The organism is Lactobacillus helveticus (genome assembly GCF_046109915.1).
Lineage (GTDB): Bacteria > Bacillota > Bacilli > Lactobacillales > Lactobacillaceae > Lactobacillus > Lactobacillus helveticus.
In genome coordinates this window covers 276738-302165 of the sequence record NZ_CP151471.1, presented here as the reverse complement: position 1 = coordinate 302165, position 25428 = coordinate 276738, and the positions used below count along the sequence as shown (strand labels likewise).

The window sequence follows — 25428 nt, the reverse complement described above, 5'->3', positions numbered from 1 at the left end:
TCACCTTTATTTATAAGAATTTGTGTGGAAACGATTTTTATTGAAGAGGACTATGTCCTCCTTTTTTATGCAATAAAAAACCTGTTAACAGCTTATCATATAGATAAGTCATCAACAGGAAAAATTATAGAGCCTTATTTTTTAACTGATTTTTCATATAAAGGCAACAGGTCTACAATCGCATTTGTAATAAAGTCTTCCATATTAACATCATGTTGTTGATCTCTGAAGACAAACTTGCCCACCAAAAATGTAGCATCTGACAACTCTGATTTAAATTGTTTTTGTATATCAGTTTGCTTTAAATAATCACTTAATTTTGTATGATCATCAAATTCAGAAGACATTTCACCATTCCAAATATACCAATTTTGCAAATCAATTTGTTTACTCCAACTAGGAATGTCAGCCAATAATTCGTTATATTGTTCAGGCGTAATTTTTCTGTTTTCACTCTGATAATGCTGGAACATTAAATATACTTGCAATTGCTTTTTATCTAGCATTACCCCAACACACGGATTGGCATCTGCTAAATCTTGCAAACGATATGATGCCCAGTAATGATCGCGCAAATTCCAGCCATTAGTCCAGCTCTCTACATGAACTTTAGCAAATTTTCCTGTCGGCAAGTTTTGTGCAACAGCCTGATTAACAGCCTTCCACGTTTGCCAAACGCCTTTAAATTCATCCTTTAATTCTGCTACCTCTGCTTCAGAATGTTGCATCTTAATTTTCTTAAAAGAGAATTCTGGTTGATCAAAAATCTGAAACATTTCTTCAGTTAATTGCGTCATATTTATCCCCTAATCCTAGAATGAAAAATAATCTTTTGCCAACGCAAAAGATTATCGCTAAACTATTAAGCTCTCCATTCGCCGCCTTGGCCGTATGAATGCTTGCCTAATTCATTAATGATCACATGGATATGTTCCTTAGGTGCACCAGTATTCTTATGTACAGCTTCAGTAACATCCTTCATTAAGTTAGTAATTTGTTCGTCAGAACGACCTTTAATTAATTCAATATGTACAAATGGCATAGTTTATCCTTCTTTCTTTTTTATTAATTATACAAGTTTTTCTGTTTTTTGTTTTAAAATTCTCAGCTGGTTAAAAAGCACCACCGCCGCTTCCGCCACCTACACCACCGGAGGAGCCGCCTGAAAAGCCACCGCTACCACCTGATGCAGAAGAAGAGCCATAAGATACTCCTTCAGAAAAACTGCTGGTAAAGTTTCTTTCAAAGCCATCACTGCCTGTGCTATAGAAAGAACTCCCCACAATAAATCCTGTCGCATCTAATTCATCTTGAGTAAATTCAAGTTTCAATTGCTTCAAAACCTTTTTTGACAAGCCGAAGGCAACGGCATATGGCATAATATCTTCCCACAAAATCAGATCGCCGACATCTTTCATCTTGAATCTACCAATATCATCAAGCATCTTTTCAAATCCACGAACTTGATCAGTTTCTAATGCACCTTTTTGAGTATACAAGCTAATTTTATGATTACCGACAAAGAAGGCAATGAATTCTATGACAATTAATAAAATTCCACCAATCACAACGCTAGCCATAGATGGCCCAAGTTGAAAAATTGCAATAATCCAGGCAGCAATACTAATCATAATTCCTACAATAGCTAAAGTACGGTAATGACTTCTAGCTATTTCTAATTCATGATCTAAAAAGCCAGCTTGTTCAGTCTGCTTGTATTTTCTCTTGCACCAATTATCAAATTTCTTACCTAATTTTCTGGAAGTGTAATTTCTTAATTCCTTGGTTGTAAAAGACTTTCTATCACCAACCTGATTGAATAAGAAATACAGCAAATCATCCTGCAAAATACTTTTATCTACCAGAGAAATGCAATAATTTGTCTTCTTTAAATGCTTAGTTTTGAATTCTTCAATTTTGATTTTCTTTTTAGCAGCAAGTTGCATCAAATATGCTGTAAGTGCCTTGGTATCTGGCCAAGCAGCATTATCTAAAATTTGAGCAGTCACTGGATCTACATTAGGAATTTCATAATTATGGGCAAGTTCTCCCTGTTTCTTAGGTTTAAAGCCCATTTTCTTACCAAAGAATCCTTTAACAATAACCACTAAGCCAGTAATCAAAGATACAAAAGCTAAGCCCCAGCCAAAGTATAATTTTCTTTTTCTTCTCTCATTAGCTTCTCTAGCTAATTGGGCCTCTTGTTTTTCAATTGCTTCTTTTTTATTTTGATCAACATAATTTTTATTTGCGGCCGTGACAGCTGTAGGGAAAATCGCATGTACTTCGATGCCAACATCACCAGCCACATCGTCTGCCTTCATAATAATTTTGCCTTTGTGCGGTAAAACCTGGGTATAACCATCTAAAGAACCATGTGCCCAAGCTTTTAATCCTTCTACTGATTCAGGAAAAACAACCGTAGCTTGCGCATGATCAATATCAGTATCCCAACCATTACCTATAATTTTAAAATTCAATTCAGCAGTATCTTTATAATTAGTAATTAAATCTAAAATTTTGTAGGAATATTCAACTTTAATCCGATTATCTTCAGAAATTCGATGAAAAACCTTAAAACGATAAGAATTATTTTCTTTAGTTAGCTGATAAGTGTTATTTTTCTTATTATTTGCGGCAATAACTGGTTGATCATTTACTTTTACTTGAATATCCTTAATTTTTTGTTTTTGCGTCAAATTTTGCCGATAGTATACACCGCGCGCATCACTATCAAAATCATAATAAATCTTCCGGTGAATCATTACTGAACCATTACGATTAACTTTTGCGGTAACATTCATGTCAGTAATATCATAATCAACATTGGCTTTTACAGGTTGAGCCCACATTGCAAAAATACTTATTAAACTAAATATCCCAATTAAACTTAAAAGTTTCCTTTTCATTGTTACCCTCCTTACTTTTCCAAGTTATTTGAAATAATCATATCTTAATAATGCAAAAAAGCGCAAGCAAATTCTGCTAAACGAATTCACTTACGCTTTTTAATTAGTTTTAATATCTATTTTTAAAAATTACCACATTTAACGTACATGTTCTTGCCAATACGGTAATAGCTCTTGCCATTGATATGTAATCTTGAGCCATATGTCTTAATTGGAGTGCCTTTTCTTAACACACGCCAGTTAGCACGAGAATAACCGTTATTCTTGTAAACATATGCATTATGCTTCAAGACACGAGAGTTACCTAAAACATTGCTTGCTATAATGTAACGATCTTCGCCAACTTTAAGTGCAGTCTTACCATTGTCAAGCTTAGTTGCTCCACCATAATAATTAATATTGGTGTAAGCAGCATAAGAACCACTGATACGTTCGCCCTTTTTGTTGTAAACATATGACTTCTTCATAATGTAGCCACTAGTAGCTGGTTCATTGTTAGTTGGCTTTGAACTAGTAGCTGGCTTACTTGGTGTACTGCTTGGAGCTTGTGAAATAGCACCATCATTTGAAGTTGTATTTCCATCAATTGATAAAGGAAGAACTGCAACGTTACCATCAACATTTAAGCCACGCCAATTATCAGTAAATTGCCAAATTGATACACCTTCCATTGATGGGAAGTAATTGAAATTAGGATTATCAATTCTGCCTGAGATAGCATATGATGCTACCCACAATGAGTTAGGATACTTAGCAATTACGCTATTAGTATCAATGTTGGTTCTCAAAACTGATGAACTTGCATAAAGAAGTGGCTTGTAGCCAGCTGCTTTAATTTGGTCCATAAATGCAATAATAGCATTAGCTGTTGGTGTCTTACCGCCATAAATATTATTGCCTTGACCAGTTTCGTAGTCACAAGCAATGTATGAACCCTTAGGCAAACCAAATGCTTGAGCTGCCTTAATAGCATAATTTGCTTCAGCAACTGCTGCACTACTATTTGAACTAAATGTAGCGAAATGGTATGCCATTGGCATCATATTATTAGAAATAGCCGTTGAAATTTGGCTAGATGCCTTAGGATTGCAGTAAGAAGTCCCTTCACTTACCTTAACAATGGCAAATTGGGAACCAGCTTGAGCGTGACTTGATAAGTCAGCGCTTTGGTAACTAGCAACATCCACGCCAAGAGCGCGAGCAGCTACAGAAGTAGTTGCAGCATTAACAGTAATTTGTGGTCTATTTACTTGAGTTAATGCTACTCCTGCTGTACCAAGAGCGGTTGCACATGCCAATTTCATAATAATCTTTTTGGTAGTCGTCAATCTTATTTCCCCCGTTATGCGAAAATAACATAAATTCACACTTATTGTTTTTTAAGAAATCAAATTTAGGATAATATCGTTAACAAATTTAGTCAACAGATTAAGCTTCAATGTAAGAGTAACTTAATTATTGTCACGAATTTGTATTATACAATATTTTTTGGTGGTCAAATGGTGGGCAGCCTAATTTAAGCACAAAAAAGCAATACACACAGTATTGCTTTCATCAGTGATCCGGGTGAGATTCGAACTCACGACCCACAGTTTAGAAGACTGTTGCTCTATCCAGCTGAGCTACCAGACCATTTCGTATGTTTGTATGTCCTCAACAGAACATAAATTATTATAGGGAATATCTTTAAAAAATGCAAGCATATTTTTCAAAAAATTATTTTTTATTTTAGATTTGAGTATAATTAATTGTGAAAGCGTTTGTTTTTAGAAAAGAGATTAAAATATGGAACTTACAGAAAAAATAAAGAATTTCCTCAATGAATATCGTAGTGGTTGCAAGAGAAGTGACGATCATCGTGATAGTGATCTTCCTCATGACATCCCAGAAGTTGAAAGAATCGACAATTTACCTTATGGTCCAGACGAAAAATGGCACACATTAGATGTTTATCTTCCTAAAAAAGAAAGTGCACCCTTCCCTGTCATTATTAATATCCACGGTGGTGGCTGGGTTTACGGTACAAAAGAAACTTACCAATATTATGGCATGGGTTTAGCTAAACGTGGTTTTGCCTTCATCAATCCTAATTACCGTTTAGCCCCAGAACATGCAGAATTTCCAGATGAATTAGATGATGTCGATCGCTACATGCATTGGGTTGATGATCACGCTGAAGAATACCGTTTAGATAGAAATAATGTCTTTATTATTGGCGACAGTGCTGGTGGTCAAATGGCAGAACAATACGTTAACATTTTAACCAATCCAGACTATGCCAAATTATTCTCATATAAGCCGCTTAACTTAAAATTTAGAGCAGTTGGCTTAAACTGTGCTGCCTCCTTCGTCTTAACTCCAGACAGCCTTGCAGGAGTAGAAAGTCTTTACTTTACTAAGAATGCCGTTAACAAATATCATGAACAATTAGATGTAGAAAAATATATTGATCATAACTTCTTGCCTACATTTTTGATTACTGCTAATAATGACTTCTTGCATGATATACAATTCACCCTCTTTGGCTTTTTGCTTGGTCGCGGGGTTCATGCTATTTGTAAATCTTATGGTGATGAAGATAATCCTCGCGGTCACGTCTTTTTCGTTAACCAAAAAGACAGAATCGCTGATATCGCTAACGACGAAGAAATCGAATTTTTCAGACAACACATGAATAAATGAGGTAAAGTATGATTAAATTCTATGGTTATAAAAGATGCTCAACTTCTAGAAAAGCACGCAAATGGATGGACGACCATCATGTTCAATATGAATTTCAAGATTTAGTTGAAGAGCCACCTAAAAAAGAAGATCTGATTAAATGGATGACTAAGTATCAAGATCGCGGTTTGAAATATTTCTTTAATACACACGGTCAACGCTATCGTGCAGACAATTTAAAAGAAAAAATACCAACGATGACGATTGAAGAAGCAGCAGAAATGATGTCACAAGATGGTAAGTTAATTAAACGCCCACTTGTCGTAGATGACCAGCATTTAACCTGCGGCTTTAAAGAAGATATATTTGAAAATACTTGGCTGTAAAAAATAACCCCTACAAGACTCTGAAAAATCTTGTAGGGGGTTTTCTTTACATTATATCAATTTTACGCATTTACTATGTTTATTCTTCATTTTGGCCCAACTATTGAAAAATAATGCTCCAAAACCAAGAACCATCAAAATGCCTAAGAAAATAATTGCATTAGTGGAATTAGCTACAACTAATTCATGTGCAGCGTTGAAATCTGCTGCTTCATTCATTTGAATAATCAGTCCTGAAAACAACATGGCTAAGCCGTTTAAGGTTAGCAAGCCACACAAGACTGTTAGGATTTTTACTTTAATAAGCTTCATAAAACCATGTCCTTTCTTAAATATAATTAGACAAATATTATACACGCTCTAAATTTATAATCAAGAAAGAGACATTATTTAATGCTATATTTTCAAAATTTGCTTTTTCTTAGCTTGAAATTCTTCTTCTGTTAAAATTCCTTGATCAAGCAATTCTTTCAACTTCTTAACCTGCTCAAGCTGCTGATCAAAATCATCATCTTCACCTTGAGCAATTTTGGACCACTTCTTAATATTATCGGCCAAAATATCAGCGGGAACTTTATTAATTGAATTAATATCTAAGCTCTGATTACCAACAATCAAAGATAATTCACCATACATAAGCTGATTCTTTAAGATGACACTTTTAACCTGTTTTAAATCAATAACTTCAACTTGCTCATCGCTATGCTTTTTCTTCAATATAATCAAGTTGCGATTGCTGCAAACAAGCATTACATTTTCACTATGCTCATTAATGCCAATAGCCGCATATTGAATTATCTCCTCATCTTTAACAGCTGCAATCAGCGGTGCTAAATCTTCACAAATATCAAACACTCCAGCATCAATTAACTGCTTTTTCAAGCGTTCAGGCAAAGCTAATTTATTAATTTTGACAATTGCTTGCTGTCCGCGCTGCTCAGCTAAAAATGATTGATTAGCATTCTTTTGTTTTTTACTAAATAAATCAAAAAGTCCCATAAAAATATCCTTAATAAATAAAATCTAATTACTTATATTATGGACTATTTTTATCTTACTTAAAATATTTCTTTATTGATTTCATTTTTATTGGTTCTCTCTCTTTAAACGGGTAAACTATAAGGTAATAATACTGACAAAGGAGAGAAATATGAAATATAACCAATATGCTTACGTTGAAACCGACTTTCAACAACAAGTTAAAGAATTAATCGATATCAACTTCTTACCTAAAAATTATCAAGACTGGGACTTCAGCAGTCTTTTAGCTAAATTAGTTAAAAATGCAATCGCTGAGGCTAAAACAGATGCCGCTAAAAATGCCAAACTTGCGGAATTTGCAGTTTCTGATCACCAGACCTTGGCTGATTTTCTTAAGGAAAAGCCAACAGAAATTGGTACCGAACAATTCTACAACGTAGCTCTGCAACTTCTTGGCTACCACGTCCACTACGACTATGATTTTGCTGATCCAACCGGTTTCATGCAAAGAAATGCTTTGCCATTTGTGCAAGACATCAGCGACAATCAAAAATTAATCTCTGCCTTTTACCGCTTGCTCAATACCCGTGCTAAAAACGGACAAATCTTGCTCGATGTGATGGCAGGCAAAGGCTACTTTACTCAATTCTGGGGTCAAAACAAGTTCAAGTTCTTCAATGGTAAATCTATCCCTGTTTTTGACACAAATAAGGTCATCCGTGAAGTCGTTTATGTCGAAACTGATCTTGATACTGACCATGATGGCAAGAGTGATTTAATTCAAGTTACTGTTTTCCGTCCTGCAGAAACTAATAAGGGCCTTAAAGTACCTGCACTCTACACTGCATCCCCATACTTTGGCGGAATCATCGCCAACGAAAAACGCAACCATAACGTTGACGAAAATCTCTCTGACTCTACCGAATGGAATGATCCACAATACGTTCACTCTCCAATCGTTAAGGCTGAAAAGCCAGATGGTTCAAGCCGTCCAGCTACAGAGGAGGCAGTGCACAAGTCCTCTTACCCATTAAACGAATACATGCTAGCTCGCGGTTTTGCTAGCGTCTTTGCTGGTGCAATTGGTACTCGCGGCAGCGATGGTGTCCGCATCACTGGTGCTCCAGAAGAAACTGAATCAGCTGCTGCAGTTATCGAATGGCTGCATGGTGATCGTGTTGCCTACACTGATAGAACCAGAACCGTTCAAACTACAGCTGATTGGTGCAACGGCAACATCGGTATGACTGGTCGTTCATATCTTGGTACTTTGCAAATCGCCATTGCCACAACTGGCGTTAAGGGTCTTAAGACTGTCGTTTCTGAAGCCGCAATTTCATCATGGTACGACTACTACCGTGAACATGGTTTGGTTATTGCTCCTGAAGCTTGCCAAGGTGAAGACCTTGATTTGCTCGCTGAAACCTGTCAATCAAACTTATGGGATGCCGGTTCATACCTTAAGATCAAGCCTGAATACGACAAAATGCAAAAGCAGTTGCGTGAAAAAGAAGACCGTAATACTGGTCAATACTCTGACTTCTGGGAAGCTAGAAACTATCGTCACCATGCAGACAGCATCAAGTGCTCCTGGGTCTCAGTTCACGGTTTAAACGACTGGAACGTAAAGCCCAAAAATGTCTACAAGATCTGGCAATTGGTATCCAAAATGCCAATGAAGCATCACCTCTTCTTGCACCAAGGTCCACACTATAACATGAACAATTTCGTCTCAATTGACTTCACAGATTTGATGAACCTCTGGTTTGTTCATGAATTGCTTGGTCTTGAAAACAATGCCTACAATCAATGGCCAACTGTCATGATTCAAGATAACTTGCAGGCTGACAAGTGGCATGAAGAAAAAGACTGGAACGATGAGCTAGGTCAAGAAAAGATTTACTACCCAACAGATGACCACGAGCTTTACCAAGATGGCAACGGCAAGGCTAATATGAGCTTCACCGACGTTGGCGGCACTGAATTTAAGAAGGCTGGCATCTCAGAAAACGACTGGCAATACAAGTTTATCTGCGGCGACGAAAAATGGGCTAAACCAAGTCTTCGCTTTGAAACTGACGAATTTATCCACCCTACTACCATCGTGGGTCGTCCAGAAGTTAAAGTTAGAGTTTCTGCTAGTCTGCCAAAGGGTGAGATTTCCGTTGCCTTAGTTGAACTGGGCGAAAGACAACGACTTACCGCTACTCCTAAATTCTTAATGCGTGGCGGACAAGAATTAGGCTACCGTTTTGGCACTGACACTTTACAAGAATTTATTCCAGATAAAAAGACTAAAGCCAAGTTGATTACTAAGGCTCACATGAACTTGCAAAACTTCAAGGATATGAAGAAGCCTGAAGCAATCGACGCCGATAAGTTCTACGACTTGGACTTCTTGCTTCAACCTACTTATTACACCATCCCATCTGGCAGCAAGCTTGCTTTGATCATTTATTCAACTGACCAAGGCATGACTAAGCGTCCGCTTGAAGATGAAACTTACACAATTGATTTAGCTAATACTGAAATCAAGTTTTATGAAAAATAATTAATCCTAACGAAAAGACAGGCATTCAAATCGAATACCTGTCTTTTTTTGCTATTCAAATAACTTTTTATACTCGCCATAACCCGTTTGATCAAGCTTATCATATGGAATAAATTTCAAAGCAGCCGAATTAATGCAATAACGCAAGCCGCCTTTGTCTACTGGTCCATCGGTAAATACATGACCCAAATGTGAATCAGCTTCGGGACTTTTCACCTCAGTACGTTCCATTCCATGAGATTGATCACGATGGTAGGTCAACTTCTTTATTGGCTTAGTAAAGCTAGGCCAACCGCATCCTGCATCATATTTATCTTGACTAGAAAAAAGCGGTTCACCTGATACCACATCAACATAGATACCTTTTTCATAGAAATCATCATATTTTCCAGTAAAAGGATATTCAGTTGCGGCTTTCTGTGTAACGTTGTATTCTTCTTCGCTTAACTTCTTCAGAGCTTCTTTATTAAACATGTTCGGTTCCTCCTGGGAAGAAATTATCGATTTTCTTTTCATAGATATCAAAACGATATTTGGTCAAAAATTCATTGGCTGGATCATAAATTCTTACCTGCAGCATTTCATTTTTGCCATTCATATGCACTTCTTTATTAGGCATGTCTAAAAATGGTTTAAAGGCAGCAATCACATTTTGGTATGAACTGTAAACATGCACATTTTGTTCAATTACTTCACCGTTTTTAGCATATCGCTGTGCACAGAGCACATATACAACGTTGTCATTCATAGAAAAGCCTCCTAACTTTAACTCTTTTTTCTCTTTCTTATATTTTAATGCATTTGCCTATTAAACAGATAAAAAAAGCAACAGATATCTAAATTAGACATCTGTTGCCAATTTTCTAAAATACTGAAGTTAAAACAGCACCGGCTACAATCAATACCAAACCAATTGCAGTATAGATGGTATCCCTTCTTAGTCTTTTGTTCATGTAAGAAGATGATACCACCAAGAGTTGAAATAACCACGCAAAGTTGTGACATAACGAAGGCTAAGTTAACACCGTTCATCTTTACTGAAACAATGTATGCAAGTGCTGCCACGGCATAAATCAAACCTGCAGGAATAACTTGATAACTTTCCTTTTCCTTAACAACGCCAATTTTCTTAGTTGCAAAGAGGTAAATTACTGTAGCAATCAACATACCGATGGTTTCACCAAAGAAAATCATGGTGTTGTCAACCTTCAAAGCCTTAGGAATTGAACTTGAAGTGATGTAACCCAAAGTGGTCAAAACCAAAACGATCGTAGTTGTTGTTTGATTCTTCTTGCCGCCTTCGGCAGTACCCTTATCAGTCAATGAAGTACATGCAACACCGATAATCAATGCCAAGATACCTAAGAAACCAAAGATCTTAGCTTGTGTACTTGCCCATTCGCCAAAGATTAATACTCCGACAAGTGGCACACCGATTAATTGCAAACCGGTTGAAATTGGCATTGTTTCAGAAACACCAACTTTAGAATAACTGTAGTACTGTCCGACCTGACCTATTACCCAGGCAGCTCCGGCAAGCATTGCCAACATAAAAGTTGTGCCATCAAAAGTTGGACGTTTAATCAAAGTCATTACCACACCAAAGATAAATGCACCAAGTACAGTACCTAAAATTTGGTGGTAAATGTTACTCTTCTTGACCCCAGCAACGAACATCGGCATAAGTCCCCAACCGATTGCTGGAATGAATAGAAATAAATAATTCATTAATTTATTCTCCCCTATGATTTGTAAAAAAGTTACAAAAAGCATTGTATCAATGAAAGCGGATACGTTGCAAACAAAAAATAAGTAAAATTTAAAACGCTTTACATGGAGGTACAAAAAAGGATTAAGCATCCCCAATCCTATGATCTAATGCGTAATCCTTTAATTATTGCTTAGTTTTTCTTCTTACGATTCAAACCAAAGATTGAAAGCAAACTTGCAAATGAAAGTGCAATTAATCCCATTACTGAATTATTGCTATCCTTTTCACCAGTTTGTGGCAAAGTATTAGTTTTATCTTCAGTTACTGAAGATGAATTACTCATTTCTTCACTCTTAGGCATGTTATTAGCTTGCCATTGATCGTGATTAGATTGCCACTCGCCACGTGCAGCATGATTTTCATTCCATTCGCTGTGAGGAGCATGATTCTTGTTCCAGTCTTCACTATGTGGAGCACTATTTGGACTCTTGTCAACAGTCTTCTTGATTGCCTTGATACTCTTCTTAGTTGATTTTTTAGAAGCAATCTTGGTTTCTGACTTGTCGCTCTTCTTAGAAGTCTTGTGTTGTTTCTTCTTTGGAGTCTTCTTAGTTTCTTCTGGCTTCTTCTCCTCTTTTTGCTTGCCAGGAACTTTATGCTCTTTTGGGTTCTTGGTTTCTTCCGACTTCCCTGGCTTTTTTTCTGGTTTCTTATTTAGATTTGGAGTTTTATCTTCATCCTTAGGTGGTTGTTGTTCTTTACCACCATCATCGCCACCAGGAGAGCCACCGCCATCTGGAACTACAGCAGTATAAGTAACCACAATTAGACCAAGATCAGTCTTATCTGAATCTGGATTTACCGAAATACCAGCAGCCTTAGCCTTATCAACCTTGTCATAACCAACTGCTTCTTTGAAGGAACTTCGCCCATTTCTGGCTTGTCTGAAGTCCAATCAGTATATCTTACTACCTTCTTAGTTACACTATCGATAATTGCCTTACGAGTAAAGGTTACGCTTTGTTTGTATACGTGAGTACTGTCTGGTGAACCATTTACATCTGCACCATCCTTAGTTGGATCAGAGACTTTATGATCTACTACCTTACCACCATCATTGTCGTCTTCGGTACGGCTATCAAGCACACGCACTTTCTTGTAACCATATTTAGTTAAATCAGGTGAGCCTTGTTCTGGGTATTCGGTGTGCTCACCAGTTGGAACCCAAGAAGCTTTGTTATCCTTAGTAGCAATGATTGGTTGTCCATTAGCAGCTTTCTTGATTTCAGGCTTACCGTCTTTATCTAACTTAGCAAAGCCATTTGGATCTACATAAAGTGCAGCAAAGCCTAAGAAGTTGCCGTTGAACAAGTCATAAAGTGGTACGCGAACGTAATCTACTGTTTGAGTAATATCAGGAACATCAGCCTTGATACCGTACTTCTTCAATTCATCTCTGACTAATTCGCCGGTTTAACCATCACGGTAGTAAATATGACGTTTTACAGAAGTTGTTTCACTCTTGATATCTTCCTTCTTAGTCTTATCAGTTGAAGGGGTAATACCGTGTTTGAAGTAAACATTGAAGTGGCTATCTTCTGTACCGTATTTATCACCCTTGGTGAAGTCACTCTTAACGAAGACATAGCCTTGCTTTTCAATATCAGAAATGCGCTTGTCATTATTGTTCAAGTGAATTTCGTTACCAGTCTTGCCATGATCATCGCTATCGTTATCAGTCTTACCGAGTTGCTCCTTATGAGCCATACCATTGGTAATATCCCAATAAGTGATATCTGCATTTACATCCTTGGTGTATTCAAGAGTTGCGTCGTAATGATCCTTCCAGTCCTTAGAATCAGAAGTTGGAACATCCTTTGCCGCTTTATCAGCATCTGTTTCAACTTTCTCTGCTGCTTCTTGTGTAGATTTAGTCTTATCTACTTCACTTGAGTTTTCTTTATTTTCATTTTGTACAACAGTCTTTGCTGATTGATCAGTTGCAGAAGCATCTTTTTGTTGATCGTCCTTTACTTCAGAAGACGCTTCATTTGATTGAGTTTGTTCTTCATCAGTGCTCTTTACCTGCACTAGCTGGTTCGCCATTTGTAACCCCATTTACGCTATCAGCTTGTACAGTTTGTCCTGCACCAAACAAGAAGGTCGTACCCAACAGAACGCTCGCCGCACCAACAGTCAATTTTCTAATAGAAAAACGTTGCCGTTGATTAGCAGTCTCTAGATTTAAGTTATGTTTTCTTCTCATTATTAAATTTTCCTTTTTAAGACATATATGTATATCAGACCATTTTCTGTATTTACAGGTACACCCCCACAAAAGAAGCTCGGTCCTGTGGACCTGAGCTTCTTACATAGGTCTCATTATACTATTAATTAAGTCTAATATTTAATATAAGATTCTTTATATTGCATCCCCACAATACAATGTTATTTATGGTTTTATAATGTATTGCTAAATCAATACGTTTTATATTCTATAAAAGTTATTTCATAAAATAAATAGCATTAGTAATTTTTTCTAAAAAATAAGGCTCCTGTTTTCACAGAAGCCTTTTCCAGTACGCTATTTCTATTTTAATGCATCAATAGCAAATGATCTGTTTTCTAGGGACTTGAGTAATGCGTCCGCAGTATCTAAAGCTGTTAATAACGGAACATTTTGCTGAATCGCCATTTGTCTAATAATAAACCCATCCGAATTCTTTTCAATATCATGCCCCATCGTATTGATTACTAAATCGATCTTTCCATCGCGTAATTCGTTCAAGATGTTATCGTCTGCTTGCTCATCTTCATGTACTTTTGTCACGAGTTCTACGTGCAGGTCGTTCTTTTTAAGGAAGTTGGCTGTACCCTTAGTTGCGAAGATTCTGTAACCGATCCGAGCAAATCTCTTTGCAATCGGCAAAATCTTTTCCTTATCTCTATCTTCAATAGTAAGAAGGACATTGCCATTTTCAGGTAGCTGCATCTTTGCACCTGCAAAAGCCTTGTAGAGTGCCTTAGCAAATGTATGATCACTACCCATTACTTCACCAGTCGATTTCATTTCTGGTCCAAGGTAAGAATCAACATCAGCTAATTTACTAAAGCTAAAGACCGGTGCCTTAACACTAATCATTGCTGGTTCTGGAGCTAAACCATCTGCATAACCTTGCTGCTCAAGACTTTCTCCCATGATCACGCGAGTTGCAACTTGCGCCATTTCAATACCGGTAATCTTACTCAAGAATGGCACCGTTCGACTTGCACGTGGATTTACCTCAATTACATAGACATCCCCATCGCGCACAATAAACTGAATGTTCATGATTCCCTTACAGTTCAAAGCTAAAGCTAATTTCTTAGTCACATCCGTAATCTTTTCTTTAACTTCATCACTAAAGGTTTGTGGTGGATAGACTGCCATAGAATCACCTGAGTGAACGCCCGCATGTTCAATGTGCTCCATAATTCCTGGAAGCAGTACTGTCTTGCCATCAGAAATTGCATCAACATCACATTCACGTCCATCAAGATAATCATCGACCAAGATAGGATGATCTTCTGCAATATCGGCGTGATCATGCAAATATTCTTCTAATTCATCCTTTGAATAAACGATCTCCATTGCCTTGCCGCCTAAAACATAAGATGGTCGAACCAGCACTGGATAGCCTAGTTGATCAGCTGCCTTCATTACTCCTTCATGCGTCGTTGCAGTCAAACCTTGTGGTTGATGCAAATGCAAGCTCTTAATAATCTGATCGAATTCTTCTCTATCTTCTGCTCGATCAAGATCCTTAACCGTTGTTCCTAAAATTTTAACGCCATGTCTTTCAAGACCGGCCGCCAAGTTAATTGAGGTTTGACCACCGAATTGCACGATCACGCCTTCAGGCTGTTCCAAGTCGCAAACATTCAAAACATCTTCTAAAGTCAGTGGTTCAAAGTAAAGCTTATCTGAAACCGAGAAGTCTGTTGAAACAGTTTCGGGATTAGAGTTAATGACAATGGCTTCATAGCCCATCTTTTGCAAAGCCTTAACCGAGTGAACTGTTGCATAGTCAAATTCTACCCCTTGACCGATGCGGATCGGGCCTGAGCCAATAACGATCACTGATTTCTTACCAGATTTTCTACTTTCATTTTCACCATCATAAGTGGAGTAAAAGTATGGCGTGGTTGATTCAAATTCGGCGGCACAAGTATCAACCATCTTATAAACTGGCACAATGCCATTAGCTTTTCTCAAATCTCTTACTTGATCAGGATATTCATGCCATAGTTTTGCGATCGTTTGATCACTAAAGCCATATTTTTTAGCTAGACGCAAAACGTCTAAGTCATCTGGATTTGCCTCAATTTCTTTTTCCATCTCAACCATGTGCTTTACAACATCTAAGAAATAGAAGTTAATCTTAGTTAATTCATGAACATCTTCAAGTGAATAGCCGCGTCTAAATGCTTCAGCGAGATAAAATAATCTATCATCTTGCGGTCTAACCAATTTTTGTTCAATTTCGTCATCGCTTGCCTTGTGTGCCTTAACTGAGTACAAATCTTTTTCATCAATTTCAAGCGACTGCACAGCCTTTTGCATTGCTTCTTCAGCTGTACGACCAATTGCCATAACTTCACCAGTTGCCTTCATCTGCGTTCCTAACACGCGGTCAGCTTTAGGGAATTTATCAAATGGAAAGCGTGGAATCTTGCAGACCACATAGTCAAGTGCTGGTTCAAATTCGGCATAAGTAGTACCAGTTACTGGGTTCTTGATTTCATCTAAAGTCATGCCGATCGCAATCTTAGCAGCCATCTTGGCAATTGGATAACCTGTTGCTTTAGAAGCTAAAGCACTTGAGCGAGAAACTCTTGGGTTGACTTCGATTACATCATAATCCAAACTATTAGGATCAAGTGCTAACTGAACATTACAACCACCTTCGATTTTTAATGCTCTAATCAGTTTTAAAGAACAATCTCTAAGCATTTGATATTCTTTATCAGACAAGGTTTGGCTTGGTGAAAAAACAATTGAATCACCAGTATGAATACCAACCGGATCGAAGTTTTCCATACAGCAGATGATCATCGCATTGTCACTTGAATCGCGCATTACTTCGAATTCGATTTCCTTGTAACCAGCAATTGATTTTTCAATCAAGCATTCCGTTACAGGAGACAATTCCAAACCATTTTTAGCAATTTCAGCTAATTCATCATGATTATGACAGATACCACCACCGGTACCGCCCATAGTAAAGGCTGGGCGCACAATGATTGGATAACCGATTTCATCCCCAAATGCTAAGGCATCTTCGACTGTCTTGACTGTCTTAGATGGTGGAACGGGCTCGCCCAATTTTTGACAAAGTTCTTTAAATTTTTCACGGTCTTCTGCTTGTTCAATTGAAGCCAGTTTGGTACCTAAAAGCTCAATATGGAGTTCATCCAAAATACCGGTTTTTGCCAGCGCTAAAGCCATGTTTAATCCCACTTGTCCGCCGAGTGTTGGCAAAATTGCATCTGGATATTCCTGACGGATAATTCTAGAAACTGAATCTACTGTTAAAGGTTCAATATAAACCTTGTCAGCGATTGTAGTGTCAGTCATGATTGTTGCCGGATTAGAATTGACTAAAACAACTTCATAGCCTTCGTCGCGCAAAGCCAAGCATGCCTGAGTACCAGAATAATCAAATTCTGCGGCTTGGCCGATAATAATTGGGCCTGAACCAATCACCATAATCTTATGAATATCTGTTCTTTTAGGCATGACGCTCTTCTTCCTTTCTTTGATCAATCATTGACATAAAATCATCAAATAGCGAATCTTCATCGTGTGGACCTGGCGTTGCATCTGGGTGAAACTGAACTGAGAAAGCAGGATACTTTTTATGTCTAAGTCCTTCCACAGTACCATCGTTAACTTCTTCATGAGTAATCATTAAATTATCTTTATCAATTGATTTGGCATCAACTGCATAACCATGATTTTGAGAAGTAAAACCAATGTGTCCGGTCGCAATCTCGCGGACTGGATGGTTAAAACCGCGGTGGCCAAACTTCATCTTGTAGGTCTTAGCACCATTAGCCAAGGCAAAAACTTGGTGACCCATGCAAATACCAAATAGAGGTACATGTTTTTCAACCTCTTTTACCATCTTGGTTGCCTCACTCATTTCCTCAGGGTCACCTGGTCCATTTGAAAGAAGAACGCCATCAGGATGCAAGTTTAATACTTCTTCTGCAGTAGCGGTATATGGCAGGACAATGCAATTGCAATCACGTTCAGCTAACTCGCGCAAAATGCTATGCTTAATACCAAAGTCAATAACCACGATGTTGCGCTTTGAACCTGGAACTGGGTAGGCGCTCTTAGTAGAAACGCGGCTAATCACACCTTGAGTAACATTTTTTTGTTTTAATTCCTGAACTATTTTTTCTGCGTTTTCTTTAGAATTAGCAATCTTGCCGCGCAATGTACCATGTACACGCAATTTTTTAACCAACTCTCGCGTATCGATACCTTGAATACCAGGGATATGCAGTTGCTTCAAAAATTCTGGCAAACTGCTTTGCATCCGCCAATTATCAGGGTGGCGTGCAACTTGGTGACAGATCACGCCTTTAATTTGTGGTTGCAAAGATTCATAATCGGCTAAGGTAACGCCGTAATTACCAATCAATGGATTAGTAAAAACCAAGATTTGATCCGCATAAGATTGATCTGTAATTGCTTCTTGGTAGCCGGTCATGCCCGTTGTAAAAACAACCTCACCAGTAGTTTCTCTATTACTACCAAATCCTTCACCAGTATAAATGCTGCCATCTTCTAAAATTAAATAGCGCATTAATCTTCTCCTCTTTGATATACAATTTCGCCATCAACCATTGTCATCACCGTTGCCCCATAAACTTTTTGCCCCGTAAATGGCGTATTGACACCTTTTGATTGATAATCTTTTTCTTGTAATTCAACTTCATGTTCTAAGTCAAAGATCGCAATATCTGCAGGACGCCCCGGTTCAAGCACCCCTGCTTTTTTTAAGCCAAATACCTTAGCAGGCTGATCACTCAGCCAAGACAACAACTGCTCTAATGTAAATACCTTATCTTTTTTAACAAATTTGGTATAAAGAGTGCTAAATGCTGTTTCACTACCGGTAATACCAAAAGCCGCATTTTGCATCCCGCCTTGTTTTTCCTGCTTTGCGTGCGGCGCATGATCAGTTGCAATTAAATCGATCGTGCCATCAAGTAATCCTACTAATAATGCTGCTTGATCTTCCTTGCTTCTCAAAGGTGGATTCATCTTGTAGTAGCCATTATCCTTAGGAATATCATCTTCAGTTAAAAGAATATGGTGTGGTGCTGCTTCACAAGTAACGTTAATTCCACGTGCTTTTGCCATTCTGACTAATTCAACGCTAGTCTTAGTTGAAACATGGCAAATGTGATAATGGACACCAGTTTTTTCAGCTAGTAAAAGATCTCTAGCAATCTGAGTTGTTTCAGCTAATTCAGTTACTGGTGGTAAATTCAGTTCTTTTGCCTTTTCTCCTTCATTAACGATACCGTGATTAAAAAGTGAATCATCTTGCGCATGTGCTGCCACGATTAGATCATTTTTCTTTGCTTCTTGCATGGCCAGATACATCGTTTGAGCCGTTTGCACGCCATGACCATCGTTACTGAGAGCAAAGGCACCAGCTTTTTTCAATGCAGCATAATCAGGTAGTTCATCTGTAGTCTCATTTTTAGTAATTGGTCCATATTGAAAAATGTGAACTACACCCTTTTGCTTATTTTCCTCGACCATTTTTTGCATCAATTCAGGCGTATCAGGAACCGGCGTCACATTTGGCATCGCACCGACTGTAGTAAAGCCGCCATGGGCCGCAGCTTTACTACCAGTTTCGATATCTTCCTTATATGTTTGTCCAGGATCACGGTAATGCACATGAACATCAACCAATCCTGGGCTAACCAATTTTCCTGTCGCATTAATAGCTTTGTTGCCAGTTAAATCGGTACCAATCGCTTTAATTTTTTGATCTTCAATTAATACATCGGCATGAAGCAAGCGGCCATTTTGATAAACCATTCCATTCCTAATTACTGTTTGCATTATTCAAGTCCTCCAAGTTTTCTGCCACGTAAAACTGCTTCTAGCATGGCCATTCTCATAAAGACGCCGTTTTCCATTTGGCGAACAAACATGCACTTGTCACTTTCTACCAGGTCACCACTTAATTCGACATCGTGATTAATTGGACCCGGGTGCATAATAATTGTATCTTTTTTCATTGCTTCATATCGTTTGTGATTAATACCGTATTTTTCATGATAACGATGTGCATCAAACTTCTTTTCATTAGGATCACCGCTATGACGTTCGTGTTGCACCCGTAGCAACATCATGACATCCATTTTAGGGATCAATTTATCAAGTTCTTCATGCTTTCCATATTGATCGAATTCTTCAGAGTACCAACATTCAGGACCGGAGAAGTAAACTTCAGCACCGAGTTTAGTTAAAAGTTCCATGTCACTTTTAGCTACGCGAGAATTAGTGATGTCACCGACGATTGCCACTTTCAAACCTTTAAAATGGCCAAAGTGTTCATGAATAGTCATCATATCAAGCATGCATTGACTAGGATGCTGACCTGAGCCATCTCCTGCATTAATCACACCGATGTTTAATTTTTGATGCTGCTTTAAATTAATCAAATCCTCGTAATATTCATTTTGTGAGTGGCGAATTACTTCAAGGTCGATGCCAAGTGCATTCATCACTAGTGAAGTGTCGTATAAGGTCTCACCCTTGTTGACAGATGAATGAGCTGGATCAAATGGGATGACAGTTAAACCTAGTTTTCTTTCTGCTATTTCAAAACTTGTGTGAGTTCTACTGGAATCTTCAAAAAACATGTTAGTGACATAGACCGGACTAGTTAACCTAGCTACAGCTCCACCTTTTTTGAAATATTCCGCACGCTTAATCAGAGCCTCAATTTCATCATTTCTTAAATTTTCAACACTAACAAAATGTGGTAAAGCAACAAGATTTAAGTTTTTCATTTTCTGTTCTTTCTATCAAAAAAAGCCTGAAGCATTTAATTGCTCCAGGCTTAATTCCGCATTTTTGTATACGAAAAACTAAGCAACCCTTCTGGCCCTCTCTGGAGTCAATTAAATGATTGATTATTTATCTGTTATTCTCTTTTATTTTGGTAAAGCCTTCAGTTCAACTGAATCTTTGCCATCTTTTTCAATTACATTAACTGCAACTTGTTCATCTGCAGAAGTTGGAATATTTTTACCAACAAAGTCTGCTCGAATTGGCAACTCGCGGTGACCACGATCAACTAAAACTGCAACTTTAATCAAACTTGGTCGACCGACATGCATGAGCGCATCCATCGCAGCTCTAATCGTACGGCCTGTGTAGATTACGTCATCAATCAAAACAACACGCTTATCATTGATGTCGATACCAATATTTTCTGAATTAACTACTGGATCTTGCTTAAGTGAAGCATCATGACGATCATCGCGGTAAAGCGCAATATCTAATTCACCAACAGGCACATCTACGCCTTCTAGTTTTTGAATCCGATCATGAATTCTGTTAGCTAGATAAACACCGCGTGTTTTGATCCCAACTAAAACTAGGTCATCAGTTCCCTTATTTTGTTCAATGATCTCGTAGGTAATTCGCGTTAATGCACGCTTAATTGCCAATGCATCCCATATTTCTTTTGCCATAAAATTCTCCTTACTCTGCCCATGAAAAAAGCTCCCGGCCTACATTGAGACTAGGAGCTTTTAGTAAAGTAAAACTATTTAAGCCTGCCTTGCTAGCCTCACGGGACTAATTTTAAAGGACATTCATTGCTTTAAAGTTACTGTAATTGAATATGTTTGTCAAGAGTTAATTAAATTTAACTTGACCGACTAAATCATTGATATCTTCAATGCCTAATTTTTCTAGTTCAGCTGGTAATTCTTCGGCAATATGCTTACTTGCCAGTTCATCGTTAAAATGAGCAGTCCCAACTGCTACGGCATTAGCACCAGCTAGCATAAATTCGATGACATCTTGAGCAGAATTGATTCCGCCCATCCCGATGATTGGCAAAGTTATAGCTTGACGGACCTGACTAATCATGCGAATGGCAATCGGCTTCACAGCTTCACCAGATAAGCCGCCCATGTTGTGACCTAAAAGGGGCTTTCTAGTTTTAATATCGATCCGCATTCCTAACAGAGTATTAATCATCGAAATCCCGTCTGCACCACCGGATTCGGCTGCTTTAGCAATCTCAACAATATCAGTCACATTAGGAGTTAATTTGACATAAATTGGCAAAGCAACTGCCATCTTAATCTTTTTGGTTAACTTTTCAACTACACCGGCATGAACGCCAAAACTCATGCCGCCTTGTGCCACGTTAGGACAGGACACATTAATTTCTAACGCATTGACTAAGCCAGAAGCAGACAACTTTTTAGCGACTTCGACATAATCTTCTTCGCTGTCTCCGCCTACGCTGGCCATAATCGGTAAGTTAGGATATTGATGACGTAACTTAGTTAATTTTTCACTAATTACCTGATCAACCCCGGGATTAGTTAACCCTACAGAATTTAAAACGCCATCTTCTAAGATCGCAATTTGTGGCTGCGGATTACCAGTCGTAGCGTGCGGCGTCGTTGTTTTAATCACCATTGCACCTAAGTCGTTTAAATCAAATTTTTGTGCGGCTGGCACATCGCCAAAACCAAAGGTGCCACTAGCCGGCATCACTGGATTCTTCAAATCTAGACCTGGTAAATTTACATGAGTATTAACCATAATTTCCCTCCAAAATGAATGCTCTCTGTCATTCGCTTATTTTTTAGAAATTGATTCTACACGCCTTTTATTTTTTTGCAAGGTCAAAAATTTGCTGTTGTATTTTCTAATCAGGGGTGTTAAACTTCACCTTGATCAAACTTTAAACGGTACAGAGAGACCGCAAGTTCAAAATATTGGCTTAAATTTATCTAGGGAAAGTCTATACCTGGTGTCTCTCTGCACTGGTATAGACTTTTTTGTATGGAGGGAAAATGAAACCTGTAATTGTTGCTTTAGACGTTGACAATCAAGAACAATTAACAAAAATCTTATCTAACTTAGGACAGCCGCAAGATGTTTTTATCAAGATTGGCATGGAACTTTTCTATCACACGGGTCCTGAATTAGTAAAAAAATTAGCTAAACAAGGCTACCAAATCTTTTTAGATTTAAAATTGCACGATATCCCCAACACTGTTTATCAAGCAGCAAAACAGCTCGCTAATCTCGGCATCACTTACACTACTGTTCATGCACTTGGTGGCAGCCAAATGATTCAAGCCGCAAAAGACGGGCTGATTGCGGGAACTCCGAATGGTGCAAATGTACCTAAACTTTTAGCTGTCACTGAATTAACTTCCATCTCTGATGAAGTTTTGCGTTTTGAACAAAATTGTGCTTTATCAATTAGTGAACAAGTAATGAGTCTTGCTAAAACGGCTAAAAAGTCAGGAGCCGATGGCGTAATTTGTTCACCACTCGAAGTTAAAGAATTACATCAGGCAATTGGTAATGACTTTTTGTATGTCACACCTGGCATCCGACCAAAAGGAAGTAGTAAAGATGATCAGTCCCGTGTGGCTACACCAGCTCAAGCAAGAGAATGGGGCTCAACTGCCATCGTAGTAGGTCGTCCTATAACCTTAACAAGCGACCCTCATGCAGCATACGAAGCAATTAAAAAGGAGTTTAATTAACATGCATCAAGATCAAATTATCAGTCAACTTATTCAAGAAAAAATTATTACTATTTCACCTGACAAACCATTTACTTATGCTAGCGGGATGCTGTCACCAATTTATACAGATCTGCGCTTAACTGTCTCTTACCCCGACTTGCGCGACATGATCGCCAGTGACTTAGCTAATTTAATTGCAAAAGAATTCCCTGAAGCAACTATTATCGGCGGAGTAGCCACAGCAGGCATTCCCCATGCGGCACTTGTTGCTGAAAAATTGCACCTGCCAATGATCTATGTTCGTCCTAAGCCAAAGGACCACGGTAAAGGTCGCCAAATTGAAGGTCGTTTTACTGCAAATGACAAGATTGTATTAATTGATGATCTGATCACTACAGGTGGCTCTGTTTTAAATGCAGTTAAGGTAACTGAAAAAGATGGCGGCAATGTCATCGGTGTTTCTTCAATCTTTACTTATTACTTGCCTGATGCAAAAGAAAACTTTGAAAAAGCAAACGTTAAATATGCACCGCTTCTTTCTTATCCAGAACTACTGAAAAAGGAAAATGAGTTTGGTCATATTACACGGGAACAATACCAAACATTAAAGACCTGGCATGAAGATCCATGGGCTTGGAAGTAACAAAAAAGGGATCAACTTTCAAAGTTGGTCCTTTTTTCATTAGATAAATTTTCTATTAATGTCAAGTTGAGTTAGCACATTAGAATTCAGTTTATTCAAACTGACATTTTCATGAACATCTATAGTTGGATCTGCTACTAAAATATTTTCTAAAATTAACTATCTTCATACATCAAAATATAATACTTTTTTCCCATTATTTTGCTAGGATAAAAGTGTAATAGTTGTTGTAAATATAAAAGATATGAAGATGTTTAAGAATGATAAAAAAAGCTACTCAAATATTACACCACCCATTTTCTAGTACTATTACTGGACGGTTGGTTCGAGCAATTACTGTAGGATTAATTACCGGATTAATAGTTAGTATATTTCGCTAGATAATCGATCATACTATGCAAATACTTTATTTTATTTATCCGCAAATGAGGGCCAACACTGTGTGGATAATTCCTTACATTATATTAATGATTGTAATTACCATTATTTTGGGTAAAATTATTGTCCCTTATCTTGATCAACTAGTAGGATCAGGGGTACCACAAATTGAAGCAATTTTCCTAAATGAAAACAAAATGCCTTGGTGGTCCGTCCTTTGGCGCAAATTTATAGGAGGTTTGTTAGCTATTTGTCCTGGACTAATGCTAGGACGTGAAGGTCCATGTATTGAAATGGGATCTATGGTTGGCCAAGGATTAGCAGAAACTGCATTTAAGTCAGATGGAGAAGAATTGCAAGAAATGCAAGAATGCGGTGTCGCCGCTGGGCTTGCGGCTGCTTTTAGCGCTCCAATAGCAGGTGCATTATTCTTAGTCGAAGAAATTTCTTTCAATTTTAAGCCTAAGAAAGTCATTGCAATCTTAGCAGCAACCTTCTCAGCCGATTTCGTCACAATTCTATTTTTTGGCAATCAACCATGTTTATATTTACCAGTTAACGGCTATCTGCCCCTTAAGATTTATTGGACTTTACCTATTATCGGCGTAGCATTAGGCTTGCTTGCATATGTATATCAATATACTTTGCTTAGCCTCAAGCCTTGGTTTAACAAGATTAAGAAAATACCGGCAATTTATCACAGCATCATTCCATTTGTTTTGATTATTCCTGTTGGTTTATGGAATGCACATTTACTTGGTGGTTCTCACGTTTTAATCGATGATCTTTTCAAAAATAATCTGGGAATACATGCGGCTACTTCATGGAGTTTTGTTTTAATTCCAGTTTTATTATTCGTCATAAGATTTGTCTTCTCCATGCTTTCATACGGCTCAGCTGTTCCTGGTGGTATCTTCATGCCGATCCTGGTTTTAGGAGCTATTCTTGGAATCTTTTGTGCAAATCTAATGATCAAGACTAATATTATTACTCCAACCTATTACCCACATATTTTGGTTATCTCAATGGCCGCATATTTTGGTGCAATTGAAAAGGCACCATTCACCGCTGTAATGTTAATCACTGAAATGGTCGGCACGGTTCAGCAAGTTTTACCAATGGTAATCACCATCTTTATTGCCTACTACGTATTAGACCTTCTTGGTGGTCAGCCAGTCTACGAAGCCTTACGTTTGCAAATGGATTATCACAAATTATCTGATAATAAAACAAAGAATTAAGATTTCAGTTGAAAAAAAGATACATGTATGATATAAATTTATTATACATATAGGGAGTAACCGACAAATAATTGTACTCATGGCGTCAAGTCACGAAAGCAATTTCCGCTGTGAGTTTAAATGGTGAGACTATTACATAAACGCTCTTAAGTTTATGCA

At 37.9% G+C, this 25428-nt stretch carries 23 protein-coding genes, 1 tRNA gene and 2 pseudogenes; 6 read left to right on the top strand and 20 right to left on the bottom strand.

Annotation, left to right across the window (positions count from 1 at the left end):
- Nucleotides 1-134: 134 nt before the first annotated feature.
- The 5 genes from AADV52_RS01645 to AADV52_RS01625 all read right to left on the bottom strand — a co-directional run bounded on the left by AADV52_RS01645 (nucleotide 135) and on the right by AADV52_RS01625 (nucleotide 4541).
- Nucleotides 135-797 carry an HI_0552 family protein gene (locus AADV52_RS01645; protein WP_014918566.1) on the bottom strand — a complete coding sequence of 221 codons (663 nt, stop codon included), beginning with the start codon at nucleotides 795-797 and terminating at the stop codon, nucleotides 135-137.
- 65 nt (nucleotides 798-862) lie between these two features.
- The gene (locus AADV52_RS01640; protein WP_003547962.1) at nucleotides 863-1042 is read right to left on the bottom strand and encodes a 2-hydroxymuconate tautomerase; all 180 of its coding nucleotides are present in this window, start codon (nucleotides 1040-1042) and stop codon (nucleotides 863-865) included.
- A gap of 70 nt (nucleotides 1043-1112) precedes the next feature.
- Nucleotides 1113-2909: a DUF2207 domain-containing protein gene (locus tag AADV52_RS01635; RefSeq protein ID WP_014918565.1), complete on the bottom strand. Its 1797-nt coding sequence runs from the start codon at nucleotides 2907-2909 to the stop codon at nucleotides 1113-1115.
- A 122-nt stretch (nucleotides 2910-3031) separates the two neighbouring features.
- The gene (locus tag AADV52_RS01630) at nucleotides 3032-4237 is read right to left on the bottom strand and encodes a GH25 family lysozyme (protein WP_014918564.1); all 1206 of its coding nucleotides are present in this window, start codon (nucleotides 4235-4237) and stop codon (nucleotides 3032-3034) included.
- Nucleotides 4238-4467: 230 nt separating this feature from the next.
- Nucleotides 4468-4541: transfer RNA gene (locus AADV52_RS01625), tRNA-Arg, on the bottom strand.
- Nucleotides 4542-4694: 153 nt separating this feature from the next.
- Here AADV52_RS01625 and AADV52_RS01620 point away from each other — a divergent pair.
- The gene (locus AADV52_RS01620) at nucleotides 4695-5591 is read left to right on the top strand and encodes an alpha/beta hydrolase (protein ID WP_014918563.1); all 897 of its coding nucleotides are present in this window, start codon (nucleotides 4695-4697) and stop codon (nucleotides 5589-5591) included.
- An 8-nt stretch (nucleotides 5592-5599) separates the two neighbouring features.
- Nucleotides 5600-5956, top strand: coding sequence for an arsenate reductase family protein (locus AADV52_RS01615; RefSeq protein ID WP_012212044.1), 357 nt, complete (start codon nucleotides 5600-5602; stop codon nucleotides 5954-5956).
- 51 nt (nucleotides 5957-6007) lie between these two features.
- On the opposite strand, the gene AADV52_RS01610 is transcribed toward AADV52_RS01615, so the two are convergent.
- Both AADV52_RS01610 and AADV52_RS01605 read right to left on the bottom strand, forming a co-directional pair.
- Complete coding sequence (locus tag AADV52_RS01610; protein ID WP_014918562.1) at nucleotides 6008-6268, bottom strand: hypothetical protein; 261 nt, start codon at nucleotides 6266-6268, stop codon at nucleotides 6008-6010.
- Nucleotides 6269-6352: 84 nt separating this feature from the next.
- The gene (locus AADV52_RS01605) at nucleotides 6353-6955 is read right to left on the bottom strand and encodes an SHOCT domain-containing protein (protein WP_014918561.1); all 603 of its coding nucleotides are present in this window, start codon (nucleotides 6953-6955) and stop codon (nucleotides 6353-6355) included.
- 151 nt (nucleotides 6956-7106) lie between these two features.
- Between AADV52_RS01605 and AADV52_RS01600 the strand changes: the two genes are divergently transcribed.
- Nucleotides 7107-9488: a Xaa-Pro dipeptidyl-peptidase gene (locus AADV52_RS01600; RefSeq protein WP_014918560.1), complete on the top strand. Its 2382-nt coding sequence runs from the start codon at nucleotides 7107-7109 to the stop codon at nucleotides 9486-9488.
- Nucleotides 9489-9539: 51 nt separating this feature from the next.
- On the opposite strand, the gene msrB is transcribed toward AADV52_RS01600, so the two are convergent.
- From msrB to AADV52_RS01535, 13 genes and pseudogenes are all read right to left on the bottom strand, one after another.
- Nucleotides 9540-9962: a peptide-methionine (R)-S-oxide reductase MsrB gene (gene msrB, locus AADV52_RS01595; protein ID WP_014918559.1), complete on the bottom strand. Its 423-nt coding sequence runs from the start codon at nucleotides 9960-9962 to the stop codon at nucleotides 9540-9542.
- A complete protein-coding gene (locus tag AADV52_RS01590; RefSeq protein ID WP_014918558.1) occupies nucleotides 9955-10236 on the bottom strand; it encodes a hypothetical protein in 282 nt (93 codons plus the stop codon). The genes msrB and AADV52_RS01590 overlap by 8 nt, the downstream gene beginning before the upstream one ends.
- Nucleotides 10237-10351: 115 nt before the next feature.
- Nucleotides 10352-11216 (bottom strand): annotated as a pseudogene (locus AADV52_RS01585) (GRP family sugar transporter).
- 173 nt (nucleotides 11217-11389) lie between these two features.
- On the bottom strand, nucleotides 11390-12154 hold the full coding sequence (locus tag AADV52_RS01580) for an LPXTG cell wall anchor domain-containing protein (protein ID WP_014918556.1): 765 nt from the start codon (nucleotides 12152-12154) through the stop codon (nucleotides 11390-11392).
- On the bottom strand, nucleotides 12058-12648 hold the full coding sequence (locus AADV52_RS01575; protein ID WP_014918555.1) for a mucin-binding protein: 591 nt from the start codon (nucleotides 12646-12648) through the stop codon (nucleotides 12058-12060). The genes AADV52_RS01580 and AADV52_RS01575 overlap by 97 nt, the downstream gene beginning before the upstream one ends.
- Before the next feature lie 24 nt (nucleotides 12649-12672).
- A complete protein-coding gene (locus tag AADV52_RS01570; RefSeq protein WP_126096174.1) occupies nucleotides 12673-13305 on the bottom strand; it encodes a mucin-binding protein in 633 nt (210 codons plus the stop codon).
- Nucleotides 13271-13465, bottom strand: coding sequence for a YSIRK-type signal peptide-containing protein (locus AADV52_RS01565; protein ID WP_014918553.1), 195 nt, complete (start codon nucleotides 13463-13465; stop codon nucleotides 13271-13273). Before AADV52_RS01565 ends, AADV52_RS01570 begins: the two co-directional genes overlap by 35 nt.
- 324 nt (nucleotides 13466-13789) lie before the next feature.
- Nucleotides 13790-16978, bottom strand: coding sequence for a carbamoyl-phosphate synthase large subunit (carB, locus tag AADV52_RS01560; protein ID WP_014918552.1), 3189 nt, complete (start codon nucleotides 16976-16978; stop codon nucleotides 13790-13792).
- A complete protein-coding gene (gene carA, locus AADV52_RS01555; protein ID WP_014918551.1) occupies nucleotides 16971-18056 on the bottom strand; it encodes a glutamine-hydrolyzing carbamoyl-phosphate synthase small subunit in 1086 nt (361 codons plus the stop codon). Before carA ends, carB begins: the two co-directional genes overlap by 8 nt.
- On the bottom strand, nucleotides 18056-19333 hold the full coding sequence (locus AADV52_RS01550; protein ID WP_014918550.1) for a dihydroorotase: 1278 nt from the start codon (nucleotides 19331-19333) through the stop codon (nucleotides 18056-18058). The genes carA and AADV52_RS01550 overlap by 1 nt, the downstream gene beginning before the upstream one ends.
- Nucleotides 19333-20289: an aspartate carbamoyltransferase catalytic subunit gene (locus AADV52_RS01545; RefSeq protein ID WP_014918549.1), complete on the bottom strand. Its 957-nt coding sequence runs from the start codon at nucleotides 20287-20289 to the stop codon at nucleotides 19333-19335. Before AADV52_RS01545 ends, AADV52_RS01550 begins: the two co-directional genes overlap by 1 nt.
- Before the next feature lie 144 nt (nucleotides 20290-20433).
- Nucleotides 20434-20976, bottom strand: a complete 543-nt coding sequence (pyrR, locus tag AADV52_RS01540) for a bifunctional pyr operon transcriptional regulator/uracil phosphoribosyltransferase PyrR (protein ID WP_014918548.1) — start codon at nucleotides 20974-20976, stop codon at nucleotides 20434-20436.
- Between the two features lie 166 nt (nucleotides 20977-21142).
- Nucleotides 21143-22066 carry a dihydroorotate dehydrogenase gene (locus tag AADV52_RS01535; protein ID WP_014918547.1) on the bottom strand — a complete coding sequence of 308 codons (924 nt, stop codon included), beginning with the start codon at nucleotides 22064-22066 and terminating at the stop codon, nucleotides 21143-21145.
- A gap of 254 nt (nucleotides 22067-22320) precedes the next feature.
- On the opposite strand from AADV52_RS01535, the gene pyrF reads away from it, so the two are divergent.
- The 3 genes and pseudogenes from pyrF to AADV52_RS01520 all read left to right on the top strand — a co-directional run bounded on the left by pyrF (nucleotide 22321) and on the right by AADV52_RS01520 (nucleotide 25269).
- Nucleotides 22321-23025, top strand: coding sequence for an orotidine-5'-phosphate decarboxylase (gene pyrF, locus AADV52_RS01530; RefSeq protein WP_014918546.1), 705 nt, complete (start codon nucleotides 22321-22323; stop codon nucleotides 23023-23025).
- 1 nt (nucleotide 23026) lies between these two features.
- The gene (pyrE, locus tag AADV52_RS01525; protein WP_014918545.1) at nucleotides 23027-23650 is read left to right on the top strand and encodes an orotate phosphoribosyltransferase; all 624 of its coding nucleotides are present in this window, start codon (nucleotides 23027-23029) and stop codon (nucleotides 23648-23650) included.
- A 260-nt stretch (nucleotides 23651-23910) separates the two neighbouring features.
- Nucleotides 23911-25269: pseudogene (locus tag AADV52_RS01520) on the top strand (ClC family H(+)/Cl(-) exchange transporter).
- The last annotated feature ends 159 nt before the right edge of the window (nucleotides 25270-25428 follow it).

Bases quoted from the DNA above. Each gene is read 5' to 3' on its own strand.
- AADV52_RS01600 (WP_014918560.1), top strand. From the start codon at position 7,107: ATGAAATATAACCAATATGCTTACGTTGAAACCGACTTTCAACAACAA.
- pyrR (WP_014918548.1), bottom strand. From the start codon at position 20,976: ATGGCAAAAGAAATATGGGATGCATTGGCAATTAAGCGTGCATTAACG.
- AADV52_RS01535 (WP_014918547.1), bottom strand. From the start codon at position 22,066: ATGGTTAATACTCATGTAAATTTACCAGGTCTAGATTTGAAGAATCCA.
- AADV52_RS01570 (WP_126096174.1), bottom strand. From the start codon at position 13,305: ATGGCGAACCAGCTAGTGCAGGTAAAGAGCACTGATGAAGAACAAACT.
- AADV52_RS01550 (WP_014918550.1), bottom strand. From the start codon at position 19,333: ATGCAAACAGTAATTAGGAATGGAATGGTTTATCAAAATGGCCGCTTG.
- carB (WP_014918552.1), bottom strand. From the start codon at position 16,978: ATGCCTAAAAGAACAGATATTCATAAGATTATGGTGATTGGTTCAGGC.
- AADV52_RS01605 (WP_014918561.1), bottom strand. From the start codon at position 6,955: ATGGGACTTTTTGATTTATTTAGTAAAAAACAAAAGAATGCTAATCAA.
- AADV52_RS01610 (WP_014918562.1), bottom strand. From the start codon at position 6,268: ATGAAGCTTATTAAAGTAAAAATCCTAACAGTCTTGTGTGGCTTGCTA.
- pyrF (WP_014918546.1), top strand. From the start codon at position 22,321: ATGAAACCTGTAATTGTTGCTTTAGACGTTGACAATCAAGAACAATTA.
- pyrE (WP_014918545.1), top strand. From the start codon at position 23,027: ATGCATCAAGATCAAATTATCAGTCAACTTATTCAAGAAAAAATTATT.
- AADV52_RS01615 (WP_012212044.1), top strand. From the start codon at position 5,600: ATGATTAAATTCTATGGTTATAAAAGATGCTCAACTTCTAGAAAAGCA.
- msrB (WP_014918559.1), bottom strand. From the start codon at position 9,962: ATGTTTAATAAAGAAGCTCTGAAGAAGTTAAGCGAAGAAGAATACAAC.
- AADV52_RS01645 (WP_014918566.1), bottom strand. From the start codon at position 797: ATGACGCAATTAACTGAAGAAATGTTTCAGATTTTTGATCAACCAGAA.
- carA (WP_014918551.1), bottom strand. From the start codon at position 18,056: ATGCGCTATTTAATTTTAGAAGATGGCAGCATTTATACTGGTGAAGGA.
- AADV52_RS01590 (WP_014918558.1), bottom strand. From the start codon at position 10,236: ATGAATGACAACGTTGTATATGTGCTCTGTGCACAGCGATATGCTAAA.
- AADV52_RS01640 (WP_003547962.1), bottom strand. From the start codon at position 1,042: ATGCCATTTGTACATATTGAATTAATTAAAGGTCGTTCTGACGAACAA.
- AADV52_RS01635 (WP_014918565.1), bottom strand. From the start codon at position 2,909: ATGAAAAGGAAACTTTTAAGTTTAATTGGGATATTTAGTTTAATAAGT.
- AADV52_RS01545 (WP_014918549.1), bottom strand. From the start codon at position 20,289: ATGAAAAACTTAAATCTTGTTGCTTTACCACATTTTGTTAGTGTTGAA.
- AADV52_RS01565 (WP_014918553.1), bottom strand. From the start codon at position 13,465: ATGAGAAGAAAACATAACTTAAATCTAGAGACTGCTAATCAACGGCAA.
- AADV52_RS01620 (WP_014918563.1), top strand. From the start codon at position 4,695: ATGGAACTTACAGAAAAAATAAAGAATTTCCTCAATGAATATCGTAGT.